The organism is Halomonas sp. H5, from assembly GCF_050613175.1.
Lineage (GTDB): Bacteria > Pseudomonadota > Gammaproteobacteria > Pseudomonadales > Halomonadaceae > Bisbaumannia > Bisbaumannia salifodinae.
In genome coordinates, this window is sequence record NZ_CP192510.1 from 1,087,164 (window position 1) to 1,109,544 (window position 22,381).

A 22,381-nucleotide genomic window follows, 5' to 3' on the forward strand; every position below is an offset into this window, starting at 1 on the left:
CTTGGCGTTGGGAGGCGGGGTCAAAGCCGGCGCAGGCGCCAGATAAAGTAGCTGCCGCCGATCAGCGAGGCGACGATGCCGGCGGGGATCTCGTCGGGGAACAGCCACTGGCGGCCCAGCCAGTCCGCCAGCACCATCAGCAGGGCGCCCAGCAGGGCGGCGCCGATGAGCTGGCCGCGGGCCCGGGCGAAGCCCAGCAGGCGCGCCAGGTGCGGGGCCAGCAGGCCGACGAAGGAGAGCGGCCCCACCACCAGGGTGGCGCAGGCGGTGAGCAGCGCCACCAGCAGCAGCAGCGACAGCCGCGCCTGGTTGAGGCGGATGCCCAGGGCCTGGCTGCTGGCGGCGCCCAGCGGCAGGATATCCAGCCAGCGGGCGAAGGGCAGGGTCGCCAGGCCGAGGAGCAGGGCCAGGAGCGACACCGCCAGGGCGCTGCCCGCCTCGACGTAGTAGGTGGAGCCGGAGAGCCAGGCCAGGATCAGCTGGCCGCGGGGATCGCCGCCGGCCAGCACCATGGCGCGCACGGCATCGAAGAGGGCGGTGATGGCCACCCCGGTGAGCAGCAGCCGCTCCGGGCGCAGGCCGCCGCGCCGGTTGATGCCCACCAGCACCGCCAGGCTGGCCAGGGCCCCCAGGGTGCCCGCCGCCACCAGGGCCAGGTTGCCCGGCGCCGGCAGCAGGAAGATCGCCGCCATCAGCGCCATGGCGCTACCGCCGCTGATGCCCAGCAGCTCGGGGCTGGCCATGGGGTTGGCGGTCAACCGCTGCAGCAGGGTGCCGGCCAGGGCCAGCAGCACGCCGCTGGCGGCGGCCGCCGCCAGCCGCGGCAGGCGCCACTCCAGCACGTCCCAGCGGGTCAGCCACTGCCAGCCCTGGGCACCCTGGCCCCAGCACAGGGCGACCACCAGGGCAACGACCAGGGCCAGGGCGAGCCCGCCGGCCAGCCGCGCTGGGGCGGGATGGCGGGGGCCGAGGCCCGGCGCGGCGCTGGGCGGGGCCTTGTCGCCGAGGCGCAGCCGCGGGATCAGCCACAGCAGCAGGGGCGCGCCGAGGGCGGCGGTGGCGGCGCCGGTGGGAATCAGGGTCGGCAGCCAGGGCCCGGCGCCCTGCAGCAGCAGGTCGGTGGTGGCCAGCAGCAGGGCGCCGAGCAGGGTGGCGGCCAGCAGCCGGGCGGCCAGGCCGCGGATCCCGGCCAGGCGCACCAGGTTGGGCGCCGCCAGGCCGATGAAACCGACGATGCCCACCACGCTGACCACGCTGGCGGTGAGGAAGATGGCCAGCCCCAGGGCGGCCAGGCGCAGGTGCTTGAGGGAGACCCCCAGGCTGCTGGCGCTGGCGTCATCCAGCTCCAGCAGGCGCAGCGGGCGCAGCAGCACCAGGGCGGCCAGCAGGCCCAGGGCCAGGCGCGGGGCCAGGAAGGCGGCATCGCTCCAGCCGTCCTGGGCCAGGGCGCCGGCGCCCCAGATCAGCAGCCCCTTGAGCTCCTCCTGGTGGAAGAGCAGCAGCACCAGGGCCAGGGCCCCGACGTAGAGGTTGACCACCAGGCCCGCCAGCACCACCACCAGCGGCGCCAGGCGCCGCCGCCAGGCCAGGGCCATGACCAGTCCCATGGCCAGGGCGCCGCCGGCCAGGGCCACCCATTCCCGGCCCAGCACCAGCAGGCCTGGGGCCATCAGCGAGGCGGCCATCAGCGCCAGGTTGGCGCCGCTGGCCACCCCCAGGGTGGTGGGGGCGGCCAGGGGGTTGCGCAGCACCTGTTGCATCAAGACCCCGGCCAGGGCCAGGCCGCCGCCGGCCAGCAGCGCCATGGCCAGGCGCGGCCACCAGGCGTAGTGCAGCACCAGGCTGGCGGTATCACCCGGGGTGACCGCGAACAGCGCCCGCCAGGCCGCGGCGGCGCCGCCTTGCTCGGCGAGGGTGACCAGGGCCAGGCCCAGCATCAGCAGGCCCAGCAGGGCGAGCCCCAGCCAGGGGATCAGGCGTGCACCACCGCGACGCTCGAGGGTCGAAGAGGGGGTCATGGTTGGGCCTCGAGGGCGCCGACCAGCAGCTCGGCGAACCGCGTCGCCGAGGGCAGTGCGCCGAAGCTCCACACCGGCGCCAGGGTGATCACCCGGTCGGCCGCGACGCTGGGCTGGTGTTGCCAGAGGCCGCTGTCGGCGAGTCGTGCCTCGACGCCCCGGGGGTAGGGTTCCACCACCACCAGGCGAGCCTCGATGGCGGCCAGCTCCTCCAGGCTGGCCAGGCTAAAGCCCCAGGCATTGGTGGGGCGCGTCCAGGCGTTCTCCAGCCCCAGGCGCTCCAGCACCGCCTGGTAGAGGCCATTGGCGCCGAACACCCGCACATGGCGGGCATCCATAAATTGCACGATCAATAGCGGCTCGCCGGTCTCGGGCAGGCGCTCGCGCAGCTCGGCCAGGCGCGCCTCGCTGGCCTCGATCAGCGCCTCGCCGGCGGCGGGATCCTCGACCCGCCCCGCCAGTTCCCGGGTCAGGGCCAGCAGTTGCGGCCAGGTGGCCTCGCCGGGGGCATAGAGGGTCAGTTCGCTGACCGGGGCGATGCGCTCGAGGCGTGGCGTCAGGTTGGCGAACATCGGCGAGATCAGGATGCGTTCCGGGGCCAGGGCGGCCAGCCGCTCCAGGTTGGGCTGGCTGCGCAGGCCCAGGTCGATCACCGACTCGGGTAGCGCCGGCTCGCCCACCCAGGCGTGATAGGCCGCCACCTGGCCCAGCGCCACCGGGGGATGGCCCAGGGCCACCAGGGTCTCGGCCAGGGTCCAGTCGAGGCTGGCCAGGCGGGGCTCGCCGGCTTCCTCTTGAGCGAGGGGGGCGGCGAAGGGCGTGGCGAGCAGCAGGGTCAGGGCGGCCAGGCGCGCCAGGTGTCGGACTCGGAGCATGGCCTAGGGCACCACCGCCATGGGGTGGGCGCCGCTGGGGTGTGGCACCACCCGCAGCGGCAGGCCGTAGATCGCCTCCAGGGTGGCGTCGTTCATCAGCGTCCCGGGCTCGCCCTGGGCCAGCAGGCGGCCGCCGTGCAGGGCCACCAGGCGGTCGCAGTAGCGGGCCGCCAGGTTGATGTCGTGGAGGACGATGATCACCCCCAGGCCCAGCTCGCCGCAGAGGCGGCGGATCAGCTCCAGCACCTCCACCTGGTGGGCGATATCCAGGGCCGCCAGGGGCTCGTCGAGGAGCAGGAAGCCGCTGCCCTGGGCCAGCAACATGGCCAGCCAGAGGCGCTGGCGTTCGCCGCCGGAGAGGGTATCCACCAGGCGGTCGGCGAAGCGCTCGGTATGGGTCAGCGCCAGGGCGCGCTCGATGGCGGCGTGATCCTCGGCACCGTGGCGGCCCAGCAGGCCATGCCAGGGGTAGCGGCCGAAGGCCACCAGTTCGCGCCCGGTCAGGCTATCGGTGGTGGGCAGGTGCTGGGGCAGGTAGGCCACCCGGCGGGCGAATTCGCGCTGGCCCCAGGCGGCGAGGGGCCGGCCGTCGAGGCGCACCTCGCCGCCGCTCGCCGGCTGCTGGCGGGCCAGCAGCTTGAGCAGGGTCGACTTGCCGGAGCCGTTATGGCCGATCAGGCCATGCACCTTACCTTCTTCGAGGCATAGCTCGGTGGGCTGGAGCAGGCGCTTGCCGTCCACCTCGAAGGTAGCGGCGCGGGTCTCGAACATGGCGATTCTCCCGGCGGGGCGAGTCAATATCGGTTGCGAAGGTTAAGTCAAACAAGAAGCTTTATCAATCATGTTGGCGTGGTGTCGCCGGGGGAAATCCTCTACCCTTGGCGGGCTATCGAGAAAGGAAGTCGTCATGTCCCACACCTCCAGTTTCCATGCCCTGGGGCGCCTGCTGCGCTATGCCCGGGGCTATCGCCGTCGCATCATCGCGGCCACCGCCTGCTCCATCATCAACAAGCTCTTCGATATCGCCCCGGAGATCCTGATCGGGGTGGCCATCGACGTGGTGGTCAACCAGGAGCGCAGTTTCGTGGCGCGCCTCGGCTTCGAGACGCCCCAGGAGCAGATCATGATGCTCGGGGTGCTGACCTTCGTGATCTGGGCCGGCGAGTCGCTCTTCGAGTACCTCTTCCAGATCCTGTGGCGCAACCTGGCCCAGCGGCTGCAGGCCGACCTGCGCCAGGACGCCTACGAGCATGCCCAGCGCCTGGACATGGCCTACTTCGAGTCGCGGAGCTCGGGGCAGCTCGTCGCCACCATGAACGACGACGTCAACCAGCTGGAGCGCTTCCTGGATGGCGGCGCCAACGCCATGATCCAGGTGGGGGTCACCGTGGTGGCGGTGGGCGCGGTGTTCTTCGTGCTCTCGCCGCTGATCGCCCTGCTCGCCTTCACGCCGATTCCGCTGATCATCTGGGGCGCCTTCTTCTTCCAGCGCAAGGCGGGGCCCCTCTACGCCGAGGTGCGCGAGAAGGTGGGCGACCTGGCCAGCCGCCTGAGCAACAACCTGGCGGGGATCGCCACCATCAAGAGCTTCACCAGCGAGGCCCGGGAGGCCGAGCGGCTGCGCCAGGCCAGCGAGGCCTATGTGGAGGCCAACCGCCGGGCCATCCGCCTCAGCTCGGCCTTTATTCCGGTGATCCGCATGGCGATCCTCACCGGCTTCCTGGCCACCTTCACCGTGGGCGGCATGATGGCCCTGCGCGGCGACCTCAACGTGGGCGCCTACGGGGTGCTGGTGTTCCTGACCCAGCGCCTGCTGTGGCCGCTGACCGGCCTGGCCCAGGTGATCGACCTCTTCGAGCGGGCCATGGCCAGCACCCGGCGCATCCTCGACCTGCTGGCGGTGCCGATCACCGTCAAGGACAGCGGCGAGGCGGCGCTGCCGACGCCGGTGCGCGGCGCGGTGCGCTTCGAGGGGGTGAGCTTCCGCTACGCCAACAGCGAGGTGGGCGTGGAGGACATCGATCTGGCGGTGCCGGCGGGGCATACCCTGGCCCTGGTGGGGGCCACCGGCTCCGGCAAGTCGACCCTGATCAAGTTGCTGCTGCGCTTCTACGACCCCGCCGCCGGGCGGGTGCTGATCGACGACCGGCCCATCGAGGCGGTGAGCCTGGCCGCGCTGCGCGGCGCCATCGGCCTGGTCAGCCAGGACGTCTACCTGTTCGAGGGCTCGATCCGCGACAATATCGCCTACGGTAGGCCGGACGCTTCGGAGGACGAGATCACCGAGGCGGCCAAGGTCGCCGAGGCCTGGGAGTTTATCCGGGCCCTGCCCCAGGGCCTCGACACCCCGGTGGGCGAGCGCGGCGTGCGCCTCTCCGGCGGCCAGCGCCAGCGCCTGTCGCTGGCCCGGGCGCTGCTCAAGGACCCGCCGATCCTGGTGCTGGACGAAGCCACCAGCGCCGTGGACAACGAGACCGAGGCGGCCATCCAGCGCTCCCTGCGCAAGATCGCCCACGGCCGCACCGTGATCATGATCGCCCACCGCCTCTCGACCATCGTGCACGCCGACCGGATCGCCGTGATCGAGGCCGGCCGGGTGGTGGAGCAGGGCAGCCACGCCGAGCTGCTGGCCGCCGAGGGACGCTACGCCGCCCAGTGGCGGGTGCAGACCGGCAGCGCCGAGGAGGATGCCCTCTCGGTGTTCTGACACCGCTGGGTGTCTCCGCACGACTGAACGCAAAACGGCGGCCCTCGGGCCGCCGTTTTGTGTGCTGGGCACGACTCAGAAGCGGTAGTTAAGGGTCGCGGTAACGCTGCGCTCGGCGCCGAAGTAGCAGAAGTTCAGGTCGTAGCAGGAGGCCACGTACTCCTCATCCAGCAGGTTGCCGACATTGAGGCGCGCGCTCATGCCGTCGAGGCCCAGGCGGCTCAGGTCATAGCCGAGGGTGGCGTCGACCAGGGTGTAGTCCGGGACCATCTCGGTGTTGGCGTCGTCGGCGTGGATATCGGCGTGGTAGCGCACGCCGAGCCCCGCATCCAGGCCGGCCAGGGCGCCGGACTGGACGGCGTAGTTGCCCCAGACCGCGAGCTGGTGGCGTGGCACCTGGTTGTCGTGGTTGCCCTGGGTGGCGTCGCCGGTCTGCTCCAGGGTCACGTCGGTGTAGCTGTAGGCGGCCTGCACCGAGAGGGCCTCGGTGAGCTGGCTATGCGCTTCCAGCTCGACGCCTCGGGACTGGATCTCGCCGGTGGCGCGGTAGAAGGTCTCGTTGGGCAGCTTGGCGGAGACGTTCTCCTGGGTGATATCGAACAGCGCGAGGCTGTAGCGGTTGCGCGTCCCCGGCGGCTGGTACTTCAGGCCCAGCTCGACCTGTTCGCCCTCGGTGGGGGCCAGCAGGTCGCCGTCCTGGTCGGTGGTGCTGTTGGGGCTGAAGGAGGTGGAGTAGCTGGCGTAGGGCGCCAGGCCGTTGTCGAACGCATAGAGCAGGCCGGCGCGGCCGCTGACCTGGGTGTCGTCCAGCTCGCTCGCCGTGCCGCTCAGCGGGTCGCTATTGGTGATATCCACCCAGTCGTGGCGCAGGCCCAGGTTGGCGTGCCAGTTGCCGAAGGCCAGTTGATCCTGCAGGTAGACGCCGGTCTGCTCCAGCTCGCGGTGCTCGCGTGTCTCGGGGTACATGGTGCTGGGGCCGGCGCCGTACTGGGGAGCGAAGGCGTCGATGGCGGGGAAGGCCCCCGAGGTCCAGAGCACCTCGTTGTCGCGCTGCTGGTAGTCCAGGCCCAGCAGCAGGGTGTGATCCACGCCGCCGGTGGCCAGGCGCGCCTCCAGCTGGTTATCCACGGTCAGGGCGTCGAGGGACTCGTCGCCGCCGGAGAAGTAGCGGTTGAGCTCGGTGGCCGACGCCCAGCCGAAGGCGTAGACCTGGCCCAGCTCCACCTCGGTCTCGGTGTAGCGCAGCCGCTGCCGGGCGCTCAGAGAGTCGCTGAAGCGATGCTCGAACTCGTAGCCGACCATGGCCTGGTCGTGCTCGAACTTCTCGAAATCCTCCTCGCCCTCGAAGAAGGTGTTGGAGATGCGCCGGCCGTTGCGGTCCACCACCGTGCCCTCGAAGGGCAGGCCGGAGTGGGAGCCGCCCTCCGGGTCGCGGTGCAGGTAGGCGTGCAGGGTCAGGCTGGTGGCGTCATTGATGTCCCAGGTGAGCTGGGGGGCGAAGGCGTAGCGTTCCTCTTCTACCGGGCCGAACTGGGTATCGGCGGCATCCGCCAGGCCGGTGAGGCGGAAGGCCAGGCGGCGCTCGGCGTCCAGCGGGCCGGTGACGTCGAAGGCGGCGCCGCGCTGGGCGTTGTTGCCCAGGCGCAGGCGCAGCTCGCCGCCGGACTCGAACTCCGGACGACGGCTGGTCTGGGCCACCAGGCCGCCGGGGGAGGCGCGGCCATAGAGCACCGAGGCGGGCCCCTTGACCACCTCGAAGCGCTCCAGGAACCAGGGATCGATCACCAGGGAGCTGAAGGAGCCGCCGTCGCTCATCACCTTGAGGCCGTCGAGGAAGGTGTTGTTGACGCTGCCGTCGGCGAAGCCGCGCAGCACCAGGTAATCGTAGCGGTTGGAAGCACCGATCTGGTTGGTGAAGACGCCGGGGGTATAGTCGGCCGCGCGCTGTACGCTCTCGGCGCCGCGGGTTTCCCACTCCTCGCGCTCGACCACCGAGATCGCCTGGGGCGTCTCGATAAAGGGCGTCTCGGTCTTGGTGGCGGCGCTGGCGGTGACCGTCAGGGTCTCCAGGGGCTCGTCGGCCAGCAGCGGCGTGGACAGCGGGGCGGAGGCCAGGGCGACGGCGAGCGTCAGGCGGTGCAAGCGGGGCATGGATCACTCTCGGGCTGGTTGATTTGAAAGTGAGAATTATTCCACCTATTGGCGGTACCGAGTTATGCGTGCCGCGCAAGGTGTTATGGGCGAGTATCAGCCTGCCTCAAGGGCGGGAACTCGCCAGGCTCCCCGGCGACACGCCATAGGCGCGGCGGAAGGCGGTGATGAAATTGCTGGCATGGCGATAGCCGCTCAGGTGGGCGGCCTGCTGGACGCTATGCCCGCCGAGCAGCAGCTCCCGGGCCCGGGCCAGGCGCCGACGCCGCAGGTAGTCGATGGGCGAGCAGCCGTAGGCGGCCCGGAAGCGGCGCACCAGGGTGCTGGGGCTCATGGCGGCCCGCGCCGCCAGGGCCTCCAGGCTATGCTCGCGCTCGGGGGCCTCTTCCAGCAGGCGGCGCACCGCCTCCAGGCGCCGGCCAGGCGAGGCCGTGGGGGCCGTCGTCTGGGGGGTGTCCCGGACGGGGGGAACTAGCCCCCGGGCCAGCAGCTGCAGCGCCAGCCCCTGGAACAGCAGCCGGCGGGGCTGGCCGCTGAGCTCGCTGCGATAGCCCTGCTCCAGGGTCAGGCTCAGGGCGTTGGGCAGCGACCAGGCACAGGGTGCCTGCGCCGGCAGGGCCTCGCCGCACCACTGGTGCATGGCCGCCTCGTCCAGGGCCAGGCTGAGGGTGCGCAGGCGCTGGCCGGCGGGCTGGTGGGCACTGAGGATCTGGCGTTCGTCGAGACGCAGGGTAAAGGCCTCGCCGGCGGTCAGCCAGCGCTCCGCCTCCAGGGTGCCCAGGCGTACCCGGCCCTCCATCACCACCACGATCAGCAGCGCCGCCTGGCCCCGTGAGCGGGACGCATAGGGCTGGACCACCTCCAGGTCGGAGAGCACCAGTTCGGCCCCCGCCGTCAGGGCGAGGGTCTCCACCCGCCCCTGGGCGATGGGCAACCGGGCGGCGCGCTCCGGCTGGCTCGGGGCCGCCGGGAAGCGATAGTCGATGCGGTAGCGGCGACCGTAGCCGAGAAAGTCCGCGACGGTATGGCGGCGGGTGGTCGTCATGGCCTCGTCTTCCTCCGCTTAGCGGCGAGTGTCGCGATGGCTCAGCGGGCAGTTGCCGCAGTAGCCGAGCTCGGGAATCAGGTAGCGGATGCAGCACAGGCGCCGGCGCCGCTCGGGCTCGCCTCCGGCGGCGTCGGCCAGGTAGCGCACCGGCTGATAGAGCGGGTTGCGGCGCCCGTCCGGCAACTGGCGGGCCGCCAGCAGCTCCCGGGCCGGCTCGGCAGCCCCGGGGCTCGCCATGGGGTGCGCCTCCAGGGCCTCGGCGAAGTACTCGAAGTAATTGCCGGCGTTGCTCCAGAACACCTTGGGGGAGGCCCCGGAATACGCGGCCAGGGCGGCGATCAGCGGCGTGAGGTGAGCGTCGATCAGCGTCGCGAAGCGCACGAAGGGATCCTGGGAGGCCAGGGGCGTGCCGTCGTGGGTCAGCCACAGGCGCTGGGTCTGGCCCTCGGGGGCGAGCTCCAGGTGCAGCTCATCGAGCCCCAGGGGCAGGTCGCGCTCCAGCAGCAGGTTGGCGGCCAGCCCCGCCGAGATCACCGCGCTGAGATGCCACTTCGACCAGAGCGAGGCCACCGCGCGGCGGTCGCCCCGGTCGTATTGATGGGAAAAGTGATCCAGCCGGGCCGCCAGCCGCCCGGGCTCGAGCAGCTCCCCGGCGGCCAGGACGGAGGGCGGCGGCGTGCCCAGCCCCGGTGAGACCAGGGCGGCCATGGGACCGGCGTAGAGCGCCTCCAGGGGACTGGGCATGGCGACCTCAGTACTCCAGCGACCAGGTCAGGGATGGATAGAGCAGCATCGTGATGAGGGCTCCTGTCGGCGAAGGGATGCCGGGGTCTTGGGGCCCCGGGAAATGAATTCGTAAGCAGCCGAAGGATACCAACAACAAGCAAAAACTCAATAATAGTTATTCGTATTTATGTGTCGTGGCGCCAAGCGCACGAAAAGGCTCTTCGCACTCTGGCGTGAATACCATGGTGGGAGTCCTGGTGGTCACTGGTTTTGTGGGAGCGTGGGTTTCCGCCGATCCGACGCCTCGGCGATTGGGCGACGCAGTCGCCCTTGGATATCGCTCGGCACAGCCGGACCGCAATCTCCCACAGTAGGCTGGGTGGCCACTGGTTTTGTGGGAGCGTGGGTTTCCCGCGCGATTGGGCGACGCAGTCGCCCTTGGATATCGTTCGGCTCAGCGATCGACCAGCAGGGCATCCAGGTTCACCGGCACCTCGTCGCCAATCTGCTCGTAGCCGAGCATCAGCAGCACCCCACGCAGGGTCGGGTTGGCCATCAGCTCCTGGCCATCCAGCACCATGCGCTCGGCGGCGGTGACGCGGATGGTGGTGCCATCCAGGCGCGAGAAACGCAGCGGTACCGGCGTCTGGTGGTGGTTGCCATTGGCCTCCACCGTCATGGTGAGGGTCTCCACCCGGGAGTCACCCACTGGCAGGCTATCCAAGCGCTGTGGTGCCAACTGGGTGGTCAGGGTGGCCAGGGGCCGGTCGGTAAAGCCCGACAGCCAGGGCGGCAGCGGGCCTAGGCGATCCAGCACATCGGTCTGGGCCAGGCGCAATGGCAGGCGCAGCCGCCCCTCGGCATCGATATCGCCATGCAGGTCGCGGATCTGGTGGGTGTGGGGCGAGGGGCCCTGGGGCGTGATGGCGATCAGGGTCGCTTCCACTTTGCTGTTTTCCCCATCCAACTGCCAGGCGGCCTGGACGGGCAAGGCGGAAAAGGCGAGCAATGACAGAAACAGGCTAGGCAGGGTGGCCTTCATGACGGACTCTCCAGGGACGCGTTCAGCACAGACCCGCGGGGACGCAGAAAGTGCCGTCGCCCCATGAAGCCGGCCCTTCATCCCGGCCCCGGGCTAGCCTCTCCAATCGGCATTCGCTATCATACGCCCGCGCTGCCAAGCGCCCCTCCCGCGATGGGCCTATAGCTCAGTTGGTTAGAGCAGGGGACTCATAATCCCTTGGTCGCTGGTTCGAGTCCAGCTGGGCCCACCAAGAATCAAGTGCTTACACTTCGCCTTCTCCTCAATCTGCCCGTCCGCCGATCTGGCTGTGTATGATGGCCGTCATTGATTACCATCAGACTCATACGTGGGGAAGTATCCATCGTGAACATGGAGAGTCACTCTCAATTCGCGGCCTTTATCTGGTCCGTGGCGGACCTGCTGCGCGGTGATTTCAAGCAGTCCCAGTACGGCCGCATCATATTGCCCTTTACCCTGCTGCGGCGCCTGGAGTGCGTGCTGGAGCCCACCAAGGCCGAGGTGCTGGCCGCCGCCCAGGCCTACCAGGCCAAGCCTGATGCCGTGCGCGAGAAGCTGCTGCTGCGTGCCGTCGACTTGCCGTTCTTCAACGCCTCACCGCTGAGCCTGGGTAGCCTTTCCGACACCCAGACCGCCGACGACCTGCTGAACTATGTGCAGTCGTTCAGCCAGGACGCCCGGGAGGTCTTCGAGCACTTCGAGTTCGAAGGCTTCGTCCAGCAGCTCGGCGCCAGCAACCTGCTCTACCAGGTGGTGCAGCGCTTCGCCGCCATGGACCTGAGCCCGGCTCGGCTCAGCAACTTCGGCATGGGCCTGGTGTTCGAGGAACTGATCCGCAAGTTCGCCGAGAGCTCCAACGAGACGGCGGGGGAGCATTTCACCCCCCGCGATATCGTCCACCTGACCACCTCCCTGGTGCTTACCGGCCAGGACGATAAGCTCAAGGGCGGTGGGATCGTCACCGTTTACGACCCGACCGCGGGCACCGGCGGCTTTCTCTCCGAGAGCGACGAGTACATGCAACAGGTCAGTGGTGGCATGAGCGTCTCGCTGCATGGCCAGGAGCTCAACCCCGAGTCCTACGCCATCTGCAAGGCCGATATGCTGATCAAGGGCCAGAAGGTGGAGCGTATCAAGCTCGGCAACACCCTCTCCGATGACCAGCTCCTCACCGAGCGCTTCGACTTTATGCTCTCCAATCCGCCGTTCGGGGTGGAGTGGAAAAAGGTGCAGAAGGCGATCACCGACGAGCACAAGCAAAAGGGGTATAACGGCCGCTTCGGCCCCGGCCTGCCGCGGGTCTCCGACGGCTCGCTGCTGTTCCTGATGCATCTGGTCAGCAAGATGCGCCCTCGCCAGGAGGGCGGCTCGCGCATCGGCATCATCCTCAACGGCTCGCCGCTGTTCACCGGCGGCGCCGGCAGCGGGGAGTCGGAGATCCGCCGCTACCTGCTGCAGCACGACCTGGTGAAGGCCATCGTCGGCCTGCCCACCGACCTCTTCTACAACACCGGCATCGCCACCTATGTGTGGATCCTCTCGAATAACAAGCCCGCCGAGCGCCGCGGCCAGGTGCAGCTGATCAACGCCACCGGCCGGGCCTCCAAGATGCGCAAGTCGCTGGGCAGCAAGCGCCAGTTTATCGCCGACCGCGACATCGAGGAGATCGTGCGCCTCTACGGCGCCGGCCAGGAGAGCGAGGAGAGCAAGCTGTTCCCGGTGGAGGCCTTCGGCTACCGACGCATCACCGTGGAGCGCCCGCTGCGCCTCAACTTCCAAGCCTCCCCCGAGCGCCTGGCCCGGCTCGATGACGAAAAGCCCATCCAGAAGCTCGACGAGGCCGAGTGCGAGGCGCTCAAGGCCGCCTGTGCCACCCTGGACCCGGAGCAGCGGTTCACCAACCGCGACGCCTTCACCAAGGCGCTAAAGGCCGCACTCAAGGCGGAAGGACTGAAAGTCGGCGCTCCGGTGCAGAAGGCGATCCTCAGCGCCCTCTCCGAACGCGATCCCGAAGCCGACATCTGTCTCGACAAGCAGGGCAACCCCGAACCCGACAGCGGGCTGCGTGATAACGAGAACGTGCCGCTGGACGAGTCGGTGTTCGACTACTTCGAGCGCGAGGTGAAGCCTCACGTGCCCGACGCCTGGATCGACGAGGAGAAGCGCGACCCGCTGGATGGCCGTATCGGCATCGTCGGCTTCGAGATTCCCTTCAACCGGCACTTCTACCAGTTCACGCCGCCGCGCCCGCTGGAGGAGATCGACGCTGACCTCAAGGCCTGCACCGACCGGATCAAGCAGATGATCGAGGAGCTGTCGGCATGAGGTGCTATAGCCATGTAGGGCGGGTGTTGACGGTCAGGCTACGTCACTCCAGCATGGTGGGCGACACACCCGCCATGCCTCTCTCTGACGCACACTCTGGCGGGTTTTTTGTGTCCAGCGGTTGGCTTGTCGAATCCTCCCGGCGAGAGGTGGTGGCAAATGCAAGGGAAGGAGTGAAGGGATGAGCTTTCCGAAATACCCTGAGTACAAGAACTCCGGCGTCGAGTGGCTGGGAGAGGTGCCGGCGCATTGGGAGGTGAAACGCCTGAGATATGTGGCCGAGCTCAACCCGCCCAAGGCCGAAGTGCGCTCGCTGCCTCCTGAGAGCTCCGTCAGCTTTATTCCCATGGAAGCTGTGGGAGATAACGGTTCATTGTCACTCGAACAGGTCCGGCCGATAAGTGAGGTCTTGGCAGGGTATACCTATGTCAGCGAGGGTGATGTCACTATCGCGAAAATCACTCCTTGCTTTGAGAACGGCAAAGGGGCCGTCATGCGTGGCCTCGAGAATCATATCGGTTTTGGTACGACCGAGCTCACTGTCATGCGCCCCAAAGCAGAACTGACGACGAGTGACTACCTATATCGGGTCGTCTCATCCGAGCCTTTCAGGGTACTCGGTGAGTCATCGATGTATGGTGCTGGTGGTCAGAAGCGCGTGCCAGATGATTTCGTTCGAAATTTCACCATAGCTTGGCCGCCTTATGAAGAACAGTTACTGATTCAGTCTTTTCTCGACCACGAAACCGCCCGCATCGACGCCATGGTGGAGCAGCAGAAGCGGCTGATCGAGCTACTCAAGGAGAAGCGCCAGGCGGTGATCTCCCATGCCGTCACCAAGGGGCTGGACCCCGATGTGCCGATGAAAGACTCCGGGGTGGAGTGGCTGGGAGAAGTGCCGGAACATTGGGAATTAAAGCGTTTGAAACATTTGGTCAGCGAGCCAGTCCAGATGGGGCCATTTGGCTCTTCTTTGACTCAAGTTTTGAACAAACCTGATGAGCTAAAGGTATACGGGCAAGAAAACTATATAACCGGAGACTTTTCAAAGGGAAATAGGTGGGTAAACGGTGGTCTATTTCCTGGTTATGAGAAATACAATCTCGTCCCCGGAGATCTTGTGTTTACAAGGAAAGGAAGTATAGGCAACTGTCGTATTGTTCCTAATGATGTTCAAAAGGGGATTATCGATTCGGATAGTATTCGAGTTAGAGTGAATGGGGCGTTGGTTCAAGCTTCGTTTGTTGCTCTGCTGGCACATGAGGCATGGTACGTCTCTCAGCAGCTAAGCAGCGAAAAGCGAGGTGCAGTATTGGGTGGACTGAACAGTAGCAATATTGCAACTCTGCGTATCGCACTGCCACCGCTCAATGAGCAAAAGAAAATTATGGATACGGTCTCCAAGAGGCTGGCAGAGATGGATGAGGCGATATGCATGTCGTGTGACGGTATTGAACTCCTTAAAGAACGTCGCTCCGCCCTGATCTCCGCCGCCGTGACCGGCAAGATCGATGTGCGCGGCTGGCAGGCCGATCAACAATCCGAGCATCCCGAGGTGTTGATGGCCGCCGAAGCGCGGGCCACCTACGGCTAAGACAAGGAGGCAGTATGACCCAGGGACGCAGCATCCGACTCTTTCTGGTGGACGGCACGCCCAATGGCCTGCTCACCGCCGAGATCATGAACTGGACCGGCCATGTGCTTACCGGGCCACGCAGCAAGCTTAGCGAGCTGGTCCAGCGTCCCGAGTGCGGCCGCACGGGCATCTACTTCCTGATTGGTCCCGACCCCGAGGGTAGCACGCGGCCACTGGTCTATATCGGCGAAAGTGACGACGTCGCCACCCGCCTCAAGCAGCACAACCGTCCTGAGGAGAAGGGTGGCAAGGATTTCTGGGAGAAGGTCTGCCTGGTCACCAGCAAGGACCAGAACCTCACCAAGGCCCACGTGAAGTACCTAGAGAGCCTGCTGATCCAGAGCGCCGCCCAGGTTGGGCGTTGCAAGCTGATCAACGGCACCGCCCACGAGTACATCAACTTGCCCGAGTCGGATCGCGCCGATATGGCGTTCTTCCTGGAGCAGATCCGTACGGTGCTGCCGGTGCTGGGCTTCGACTTCTTGAGAGATATGCACCGGCCAAGCCTTTCTGACAAGGCAGCCTCTGAGCCTAGCATTAGCGATGTGCCGCGCTTCCGAATGGAAATTAAGCGTGACAGCCTCACTGCCTACGCCCAGGAAGTTGATGGTGAGTTCATCGTACTGGAAGGCTCACAAGCGCGGGTAGAGTGGACCGATCAAAAGCACAATTACCGAACGTTGTTCAAACAGCTTTGTGATGAGGGCGTTCTTGTCGATAACGGCGACGGATATCGGCGCTTTGCCACGGATTACGCCTTTGGCAGTCCCAGTCCGGCTGCGGCCATGGTGGCAGGCCGAGCGGCTAATGGCCGTAAAGACTGGAAGGTAGAAAGCACAGGGCAGACCTATGCTGACTGGCAGGATCAGCAGGTTAGTGCCGCTGCCACCTCGCTGGGTTAGCCGCCAGGCTAACGAGGTGCATCGCGCTGATCGAACCTATGACAGACGTGCTGCTATTGCTGCTGTTGCTCCCGATGGCGAGAGCCTGGTTTAGAAAAAACCGTGAAATCGGCCGCAGCGGCCACTTTCGTTGCTCGATGTAAACCGGAGAGGGGGTTGACGCCTGCCGACTCTCATCGACCACCACGCCATCAATACGGCGGAAATGGTTTCCCTGACGACTGGCGAGACCGCCCCCTATGGACGATGGAGCGGCCTAAGTAGCCTTCTCCTTGTACTCCTGACGCGCTAGGCTGTTGCAAAAGACACGCCAAGCGCAGGGGATAATATGGCGGACAGCAGGGAAGCCCGCTTCCAGCAGGACATTATCGAGGCCATGGTGGTCGGGGGCTGGAAGCCCGGCACGGCCAGCGGTTACGACCGGGCCTCGGCGCTCTACACCGAGGATTTGCTCGGCTATGTGAAGGAGGCCTGGCCCGAGCGCTGGGAGAAGTTCTGCAAGGCCAACCCCCAGGCGCCGGAGCAGGTGTTCGTGCAGAAGGTGATCCGCGAGCTGGACAGGGCCGGCACCCTGGAGGTGCTGCGTCACGGCTTCAAGGTGCCGGGGGTGAAGTTCGACCTCTGCAGCTTCCAGCCCGACCACGGCATGAATCCGGATTCGCTGGCTCGCTATCGCGCCAACCGTTTGCGGGTGGTGCCGGAGGTCTCCTACTCGCCCCACGCTCTGGAGAAGGGCAAGGGCGGTGAGAGCGTCGGTCAGAACTATAATCCCCGCCTCGACCTGGTGCTGTTCGTCAACGGCATCCCCACCGCGACGCTGGAGCTGAAGAGCCAGTTCAAGCAGACGGTGGAGAACGCCAAGCGCCAGTATCGCCAGGACCGCCCGATCAAGGATCCCGTCACCCGCAAGCCCGAGCCGCTGCTGACCTTCAAGCGCGGCGCCCTGGTCCACTTCGCGGTGAGCCAGGCCGAGGTGGCCATGACCACCAAGCTGGCCGGTAAGGAGACCTTCTTCCTGCCCTTCAACCGCGGCACGGAGGAGGGCGGTGCCGGCAACCCGCCACCTGATGATGAGCAGAGCTACGCCACCGCCTACCTGTGGGAGGAGGTGTTCGCGCCGGACGCCTGGCTGAAGGTGCTCGGGCGCTTCCTGCACCTGGAGAAGAAGACCAGCGAGGACTTCCACGGCCGCCGCACCACCAAGGAAACGCTGATATTCCCCCGCTTTCACCAGTGGGAGGTGGTCAACCGCCTGGTACAGGCCACCCTGGCCGAGGGGCCGGGACGGCGCTACCTGGTGCAGCACAGCGCCGGCTCCGGCAAGTCCAACTCCATTGCTTGGTGTGCCCACCAGCTGGCCAATCTCTATGCCGAGGACGGCAAGAAGCTCTTCAACTCGGTGATCGTGGTCACCGACCGCACGGTGCTCGACAGCCAGCTCCAGGAGACCATCTACCAGTTCGAGCACGCCCACGGCGTGGTGCGGCCCATCACCCGCGATATCGGCAACCAGAGCAAGTCGGAGCAGCTCGCCGAGGCACTGGCCAGCAACACCCGTATCATCATCGTCACCATCCAGACCTTTCCGGCGCTGTTCGACGCCCTGGACAAGCGCCCGCAGCTCGCCGAAGGCCACTACGCGGTGATCGCCGACGAGGCCCACTCCTCCCAGACCGGCAGCTCGGCCAGCAAGCTCAAGGCGTTGCTGGCGGCCGCCGGGGAAGCCAAAGGGGACGAGGCAGGAGAAATCAGTGCCGAGGACATGCTGGATGCTGCCGTGGCCTCGCGCCGCCCCAGCGAGCGCATCAGCTACTACGCCTTCACCGCCACGCCCAAGGCCAAGACCCTGGAGCTGTTCGGTCGTCCGCCGGATCCCGATCTGCCGGCCAGCGCCGACAACAAGCCCGAGCCATTCCACCTCTACTCCATGCGTCAGGCCATCGAGGAAGGCTTTATCCTCGACGTGCTGCGTAACTACGTCACCTACGGCACCGCCTGGAAGCTCGCCCACCCGGATGCCGAGGACCAGGAGGTGGACTCCAAGAAGGCCTCGCGGACCCTGGCCAAGTGGGTGCGGCTGCACCCCTACAACATCGCCCAGCGGGTGGAGGTCATCGTCGAGCACTACCGCGATAACGTCCGTCACCTGCTCGACGGCCAGGCCAAGGCCATGGTGGTCACCGCCAGTCGCCAGGAGGCGGTGCGCTACCAGCTAGCCATGCGCCGGTATATCGAGGAGCAGGGCTATGCGGACGTTCACCCCATGGTGGCCTTCTCCGGCAGCGTGCCGCCCGATGAGGAGATCCCCGAGGAGGTCACCGAGACCAGCAAGCTGCTCAACCCCGGGCTCAAGGGCCGCGACCTGGCCGAGGCGTTCGACACCGACGACTACAACGTGATGATCGCCGCCAACAAGTTCCAGACCGGCTTCGATCAGCCCAAGCTGTGCGCCATGTACGTGGACAAGAAGCTACGTGATGTGGACTGCGTGCAGACCCTGTCGCGGCTCAACCGGCTGTTCCCCGGCAAGCAGACCTTTATCCTCGACTTCTACAACGACGAGCAGGAGATCCTCGACGCCTTCGCGCCCTACTACCGCAAGGCCGAGCTGGCCGACGTCTCCGATCCCAATGTGGTCTACGACCTGCAGCGCACCCTGGACGCCAGTAGCATCTACCACTGGCCCGAGGTGGAAGCCTTCGCCAAGGCCTTCTTCGACCCCAAGGCCCCGGCCTCCAGCCTCAGCTACCATTGCCGCCCCGCTCAGGACCGCTTCAAGCAGCGCTATCAGCTGGCCCTGGAGCACCTCCAGGTCTGGAAGGAGGCCCGCCAGGCCGCCGAGCAGAATGGCGACGACAAGGGTCTGAAGCGCGCCGAGCAGGAGCTCAAGGAGGCCGGCACCACCCGCGACGAGCTCGACCTGTTCCGCAAGAACCTGCAGAGCTTCGTGCGCACCTACGAATTCCTCAGCCAGATCGTCACCTTCGACGATCCCGAGCTGGAGCAGCTGTGTGTCTTCGCCCGCCACCTCCACCCGCTGCTGCGCACCGACCGGCTGCTGGAGGAGGAGGCCATCGACGTCAGCGAGCTGGAGTTGACCCACTACCGCCTCACCAAGCGCGAGGAGAAGCGCTTGCGCCTGGAAGAGGCGGAGGGCGACTACGGTCTCACCCCGGTCAGCGAGGTGGGCTCCGGCAAGCCCCACGACCCCGAGAAGCAGCGCCTGGCCGAGATCATCGACCGACTCAACGACCTCTACGGCGCCGAGGTCAGCGACGATGACAAGCTACACTTCGCCAACGGTATCGCCGACCGCATCGAGCGCGACGAAGCGGTGATGGCCCAGGTGCGTAACCACAGCGAAGACCAGGTGATGCATGGCCTTTTCCCGAAGAAGGTCACCGACGCCGTGCTCGACGCCCTCAGCGACCACGAGAAGCTCAGCATGCCGCTGCTGGAGGATGAGGAGACAGGCAGGCAGTTTGCGCTGTTGATACTGAAGCTGCTAGCGGGGAGGTCGGGACGATATACCCAGCCAAGCTAGTAACATATAGGATTATTAGAGAGCTTAGGAATCCTCGGAAATTTGGGAGTCTAGGGGGAGAGGGTAAGTGCGCATTCGAAGACTGCGGATTGATAATTTTAGAGGCATCAAAACCCTAGATTGGAAGATGCCAACTAACCAGAAGTTGGTTGCACTCATCGGTCCGGGAGACGGAGGTAAGTCGACCATCCTCGATGCCATTCATTACTTACTCGGTGATCGTTGGAATATTCCGTTTTCCGATACAGATTTCTTCAATGTTGACGTTCAGAGCCCGATCATCATCAAAGCTCTGCTGATCGATTTGCCTAGTGAACTGAAGAAGGACTCTGCATTTGGGCTCTGGCTCAGCGGCGTTGATCAAGATGGTGAACCTCTTCAGGACCCCGAGGACGGAAGCGAGCCAGCTCTCATGGTACAGCTCTCAGTAGATTCGAGCTTGGAGCCACGGTGGCTCGTGATCCGGCCGGATGGTTCAGAAAAGTACCTGAATTCCGCTCAGCGCAGAACATTCTCCACCTTTAAAGTCGATGATCGAACTGATGCTCAACTCCGTTGGAGTAGAAATTCTGCGCTTGGTCGGCTTTCATATGCTGATGGTAGCGAACGTGATGCGCTGGCTGCTGCATCTCGTGCAGCGCGTGAGGCCCTTGTAGATCACGAGAGTTCATCACTAGCCGATTTGACTAAGAGAGTACAGGACCGTGCCAACCAAGTAGGTGGTGGCAGGTTCGGCAACCTTCGTCCAGGTTTGGATACTTCACGTTCTTCGATGGGTGCTGCACTCGCCTTACATGAAGACATCATTCCTCTCACCAGATACGGTCTCGGTAGTCGGCGCCTGGCGAGTCTCGCCGTACAGCAGCTCGCAGCGGGTAGTCGGTCGGTCGCTGTGGTGGACGAACTAGAGTCAGGCCTAGAACCTCATCGCGCGGTGCGCCTTCTGAACTATCTGCTGTCGGACGATGGATATACACAGGTGATCGTTACGACTCACTCGCCTGTAATCGTTGAGCAGGCTCAGATTTCCAACTTAGCAACGGTCCAGAATCAAGATGGCACCGTCATGGTTACATCGCTTGGTGGAGCTGACGACCTGATGCAACGTCTTCGTCGAACTCGTCCTTCGTCTTTACTTGCTCGTCGAGTGCTGATAGCCGAGGGTAAGACTGAGTACGGACTACTTCTTGAATGCCTCGAGGCCTGGGATGTACAGCGTGCAGAGGAAGGTCTATCCACCTCTGCTGGCGAAGGAGTTGCTATTCAGGATGGTAACGGTGGAACCGAAGTAGGTCCGCGTGCAGAAGCGTTGGCGCGTCTCGGGTTCATTGTCGCTGGGTTCCTCGATAATGACGACCCCAGTGTGGATGATTACGTTTCATCTGCCGAGGCAGCGGGGGTAACAGTGATTCGCTGGGGTGCGGGATTCAATACTGAAAGCCAGGTGTGTGCGAACCTCACGGTTAAAGGTCTGACGGCCTTTATCAAGATAGGAGTTGAGAGGCGCAGTGGCGAGGATACAGTTCTTCAGGACTTAAATTCGATAGAACCGAAAAAACCAGTGCCTTCGTTGGATGTTCAAGACTGGATATCATCAGGTATCACGCTTGAAGATGCACGGGATCGTATCGTGACAGCAGCAGTGAAGCGAAAGTGGTTTAAGAACATTGATGGAGGTCGTGTTTTGGGGGCATGGATCGTTCGAAACTACACTAAGAAACAGCTGGCTTCGACGGTTGCTAAACTTGATAAAGTCAAGGCCTTCGTTTATTCGGAGAGGCTAGAACCTGAAGAGGGTGATTTTGGCGAGAAATTCGATGGATAAGGCCCTGCATGCCAATGCTGAGAAGCTTCTCGATGCGGCTCCGTGCTCGTTAGAGATGCCTGCCGGCACAGGAAAGACGCACCTCTTAGCTGCTGCAGCGGCTATTGCGGGTGAAAAAAATCAGCGATCCTTAATTCTGACCCATACCAACGCGGGTGTGGATGCTATCCGCAAGCGGCTGCGCCGCTTCGGCGTGCCCCCTATTCAATTCAGGGTGGATACGATCACAAGCTGGGCATTTTCACTTGTGCGCTCGTACTCGGTAATCGCTGATATCTCAGTGAGTGGCATACCAGATTGGAAAAAGTCACATGACTACCTCATCGGTGCTACTGCTGTGGCGCGCTCCGATGCGATTGCTGAGGTTCATTCGCTAAGCTTTGACTATCTGTTTGTCGACGAGTACCAAGATTGCACACTGGTGCTGCACGAGTTCATTATGGCCTTAGCGGTTGCGATCCCTAAGTCGGTGATTCTAGGAGATCGGCTTCAGGCCATTTTTACATTTGCAGGGCCGATGGCTACGTGGGATGGGCACGTGGCCCCCAACTTCCCGGAACATTCACTTGACCTTGAGCCGCACCGCTGGGCCGACCACAACGTCAGCTTGGGCCGATGGCTACTCGATATTCGGTCCGACCTCATCGATGGTAGTGCATTCGATTTTTCCTCCTATGCGGTGCCTGGCCTTAACTATGTTGCTACTTCAGGTCCAAAGACCCTGGCATCGGTTGTCCACTCGTTTCGAGACTTTGGTGAGACAGTCGTGTTGCTCGACAAATGGCCAAACGATGTCGCTACTCATGCGAGCCGTCTCGGTGGAAGCTACTCGGTGATGGAGGACATCAGCGGAAACTTCATGCGCACCCAGCTTGAAAGCCTGCCGCATGAGGGAGATCAGCAACTGGCTCGATGGTTTGCTGCCTTTGCGAAATCTTGTTTAGTTGGTTTATCGGGGATTGATACCGCTGTTCTTAGAAAGCTGGAACAGGGACAGGGAATTATTCACTACACGCGGCCAGGCCTGGAGTCTGCCCTCCGTGTGCTCGATAGGTTGCGGCAGAATCCGACCTATACCGAGCTCGCATTGGCAGCCAAGGAGATTGCAGCAACCAAGGGCCTTCGTATATATCGCTGGGAGGCATGGAAAGACACGTGCGAGGCCATTTCGATGACCTTGGAAAACGGCGAGTCTGTTGTCGATAACCTTACAAGAGTACGAGATCGACTTCGGCAGGTGGGGCGTCGGAGTGGCACCCGCATTGCCTCTCGAACCCTCCTTGTCAAGGGCCTTGAATACGACCATGTGGTGATCGCGGATCTATCTAAGATGAGAGATCCCTGCAATCTTTACGTGGCGTTATCGAGAGCCAGGAAAAGCGTAACGGTGCTCGGAGCGAGCCCGCGGATCATGCTCAAGACCGGAAGCTAACCTCGTTAGGAGTGCGCGGCTGATCTTGCAACCTGAGAAGCGTTCTACGACTAGCTTTAATTGGGGATGTACCCCGATATCATAAATCTCCGCGGTCGAGGCGTTATGCAACGCCTCCCAAGCGATAGCGGTTTTGAGCATCCGCGCCGG

14 protein-coding genes and 1 tRNA gene are annotated in these 22,381 nt (G+C 64.7%); 8 read left to right on the plus strand and 7 right to left on the minus strand.

The genetic code is table 11. The annotated features are described in order from the left end of the window. Positions 1-20: 20 nt before the first annotated feature. The 3 genes from fhuB to ACQ1W9_RS05010 are packed head-to-tail and all read right to left on the minus strand — an operon-like array spanning position 21 to position 3,664. On the minus strand, positions 21-2,018 hold the full coding sequence (gene fhuB / locus ACQ1W9_RS05000; RefSeq protein WP_431025616.1) for a Fe(3+)-hydroxamate ABC transporter permease FhuB: 1,998 nt from the start codon (positions 2,016-2,018) through the stop codon (positions 21-23). Next, positions 2,015-2,893: an iron-siderophore ABC transporter substrate-binding protein gene (locus ACQ1W9_RS05005; protein ID WP_431025617.1), complete on the minus strand. Its 879-nt coding sequence runs from the start codon at positions 2,891-2,893 to the stop codon at positions 2,015-2,017. The genes fhuB and ACQ1W9_RS05005 overlap by 4 nt, the downstream gene beginning before the upstream one ends. 3 nt (positions 2,894-2,896) lie before the next feature. Beyond that, on the minus strand, positions 2,897-3,664 hold the full coding sequence (locus ACQ1W9_RS05010) for an ABC transporter ATP-binding protein (protein WP_431025618.1): 768 nt from the start codon (positions 3,662-3,664) through the stop codon (positions 2,897-2,899). A gap of 136 nt (positions 3,665-3,800) precedes the next feature. Between ACQ1W9_RS05010 and ACQ1W9_RS05015 the strand changes: the two genes are divergently transcribed. After that, complete coding sequence (locus ACQ1W9_RS05015) at positions 3,801-5,600, plus strand: ABC transporter ATP-binding protein (protein WP_431025619.1); 1,800 nt, start codon at positions 3,801-3,803, stop codon at positions 5,598-5,600. Positions 5,601-5,675: 75 nt separating this feature from the next. Here ACQ1W9_RS05015 and ACQ1W9_RS05020 read toward each other — a convergent pair whose 3' ends face one another. The 4 genes from ACQ1W9_RS05020 to ACQ1W9_RS05035 all read right to left on the minus strand — a co-directional run bounded on the left by ACQ1W9_RS05020 (position 5,676) and on the right by ACQ1W9_RS05035 (position 10,567). Then, positions 5,676-7,751, minus strand: coding sequence for a TonB-dependent siderophore receptor (locus ACQ1W9_RS05020; protein ID WP_431025620.1), 2,076 nt, complete (start codon positions 7,749-7,751; stop codon positions 5,676-5,678). Between the two features lie 106 nt (positions 7,752-7,857). Then, positions 7,858-8,796 (minus strand): helix-turn-helix domain-containing protein, encoded by a 939-nt coding sequence (locus ACQ1W9_RS05025; protein WP_431025621.1) that lies wholly within the window; start codon positions 8,794-8,796, stop codon positions 7,858-7,860. Positions 8,797-8,814: 18 nt separating this feature from the next. Next, entirely contained in the window at positions 8,815-9,543 is a 729-nt protein-coding gene (gene fhuF / locus ACQ1W9_RS05030) for a siderophore-iron reductase FhuF (protein WP_431025622.1), read from the minus strand. 436 nt (positions 9,544-9,979) lie between these two features. Beyond that, the gene (locus ACQ1W9_RS05035) at positions 9,980-10,567 is read right to left on the minus strand and encodes a hypothetical protein (protein ID WP_431025623.1); all 588 of its coding nucleotides are present in this window, start codon (positions 10,565-10,567) and stop codon (positions 9,980-9,982) included. Between the two features lie 155 nt (positions 10,568-10,722). Here ACQ1W9_RS05035 and ACQ1W9_RS05040 point away from each other — a divergent pair. The 7 genes from ACQ1W9_RS05040 to ACQ1W9_RS05070 all read left to right on the plus strand — a co-directional run bounded on the left by ACQ1W9_RS05040 (position 10,723) and on the right by ACQ1W9_RS05070 (position 22,231). Beyond that, positions 10,723-10,799, plus strand: a tRNA-Ile gene (locus ACQ1W9_RS05040). Positions 10,800-10,918: 119 nt separating this feature from the next. Then, positions 10,919-12,892 (plus strand): type I restriction-modification system subunit M, encoded by a 1,974-nt coding sequence (locus ACQ1W9_RS05045; protein ID WP_431026409.1) that lies wholly within the window; start codon positions 10,919-10,921, stop codon positions 12,890-12,892. 181 nt (positions 12,893-13,073) lie between these two features. Then, a complete protein-coding gene (locus ACQ1W9_RS05050) occupies positions 13,074-14,486 on the plus strand; it encodes a restriction endonuclease subunit S (protein WP_431025624.1) in 1,413 nt (470 codons plus the stop codon). Positions 14,487-14,500: 14 nt separating this feature from the next. Further along, a complete protein-coding gene (locus tag ACQ1W9_RS05055; RefSeq protein WP_431025625.1) occupies positions 14,501-15,430 on the plus strand; it encodes a GIY-YIG nuclease family protein in 930 nt (309 codons plus the stop codon). A 328-nt stretch (positions 15,431-15,758) separates the two neighbouring features. After that, entirely contained in the window at positions 15,759-18,974 is a 3,216-nt protein-coding gene (locus ACQ1W9_RS05060) for a type I restriction endonuclease subunit R (RefSeq protein ID WP_431025626.1), read from the plus strand. A 67-nt stretch (positions 18,975-19,041) separates the two neighbouring features. Next, complete coding sequence (locus tag ACQ1W9_RS05065) at positions 19,042-20,799, plus strand: ATP-dependent nuclease (protein ID WP_431025627.1); 1,758 nt, start codon at positions 19,042-19,044, stop codon at positions 20,797-20,799. Beyond that, positions 20,792-22,231, plus strand: a complete 1,440-nt coding sequence (locus ACQ1W9_RS05070) for a UvrD-helicase domain-containing protein (protein ID WP_431025628.1) — start codon at positions 20,792-20,794, stop codon at positions 22,229-22,231. The genes ACQ1W9_RS05065 and ACQ1W9_RS05070 overlap by 8 nt, the downstream gene beginning before the upstream one ends. The last annotated feature ends 150 nt before the right edge of the window (positions 22,232-22,381 follow it).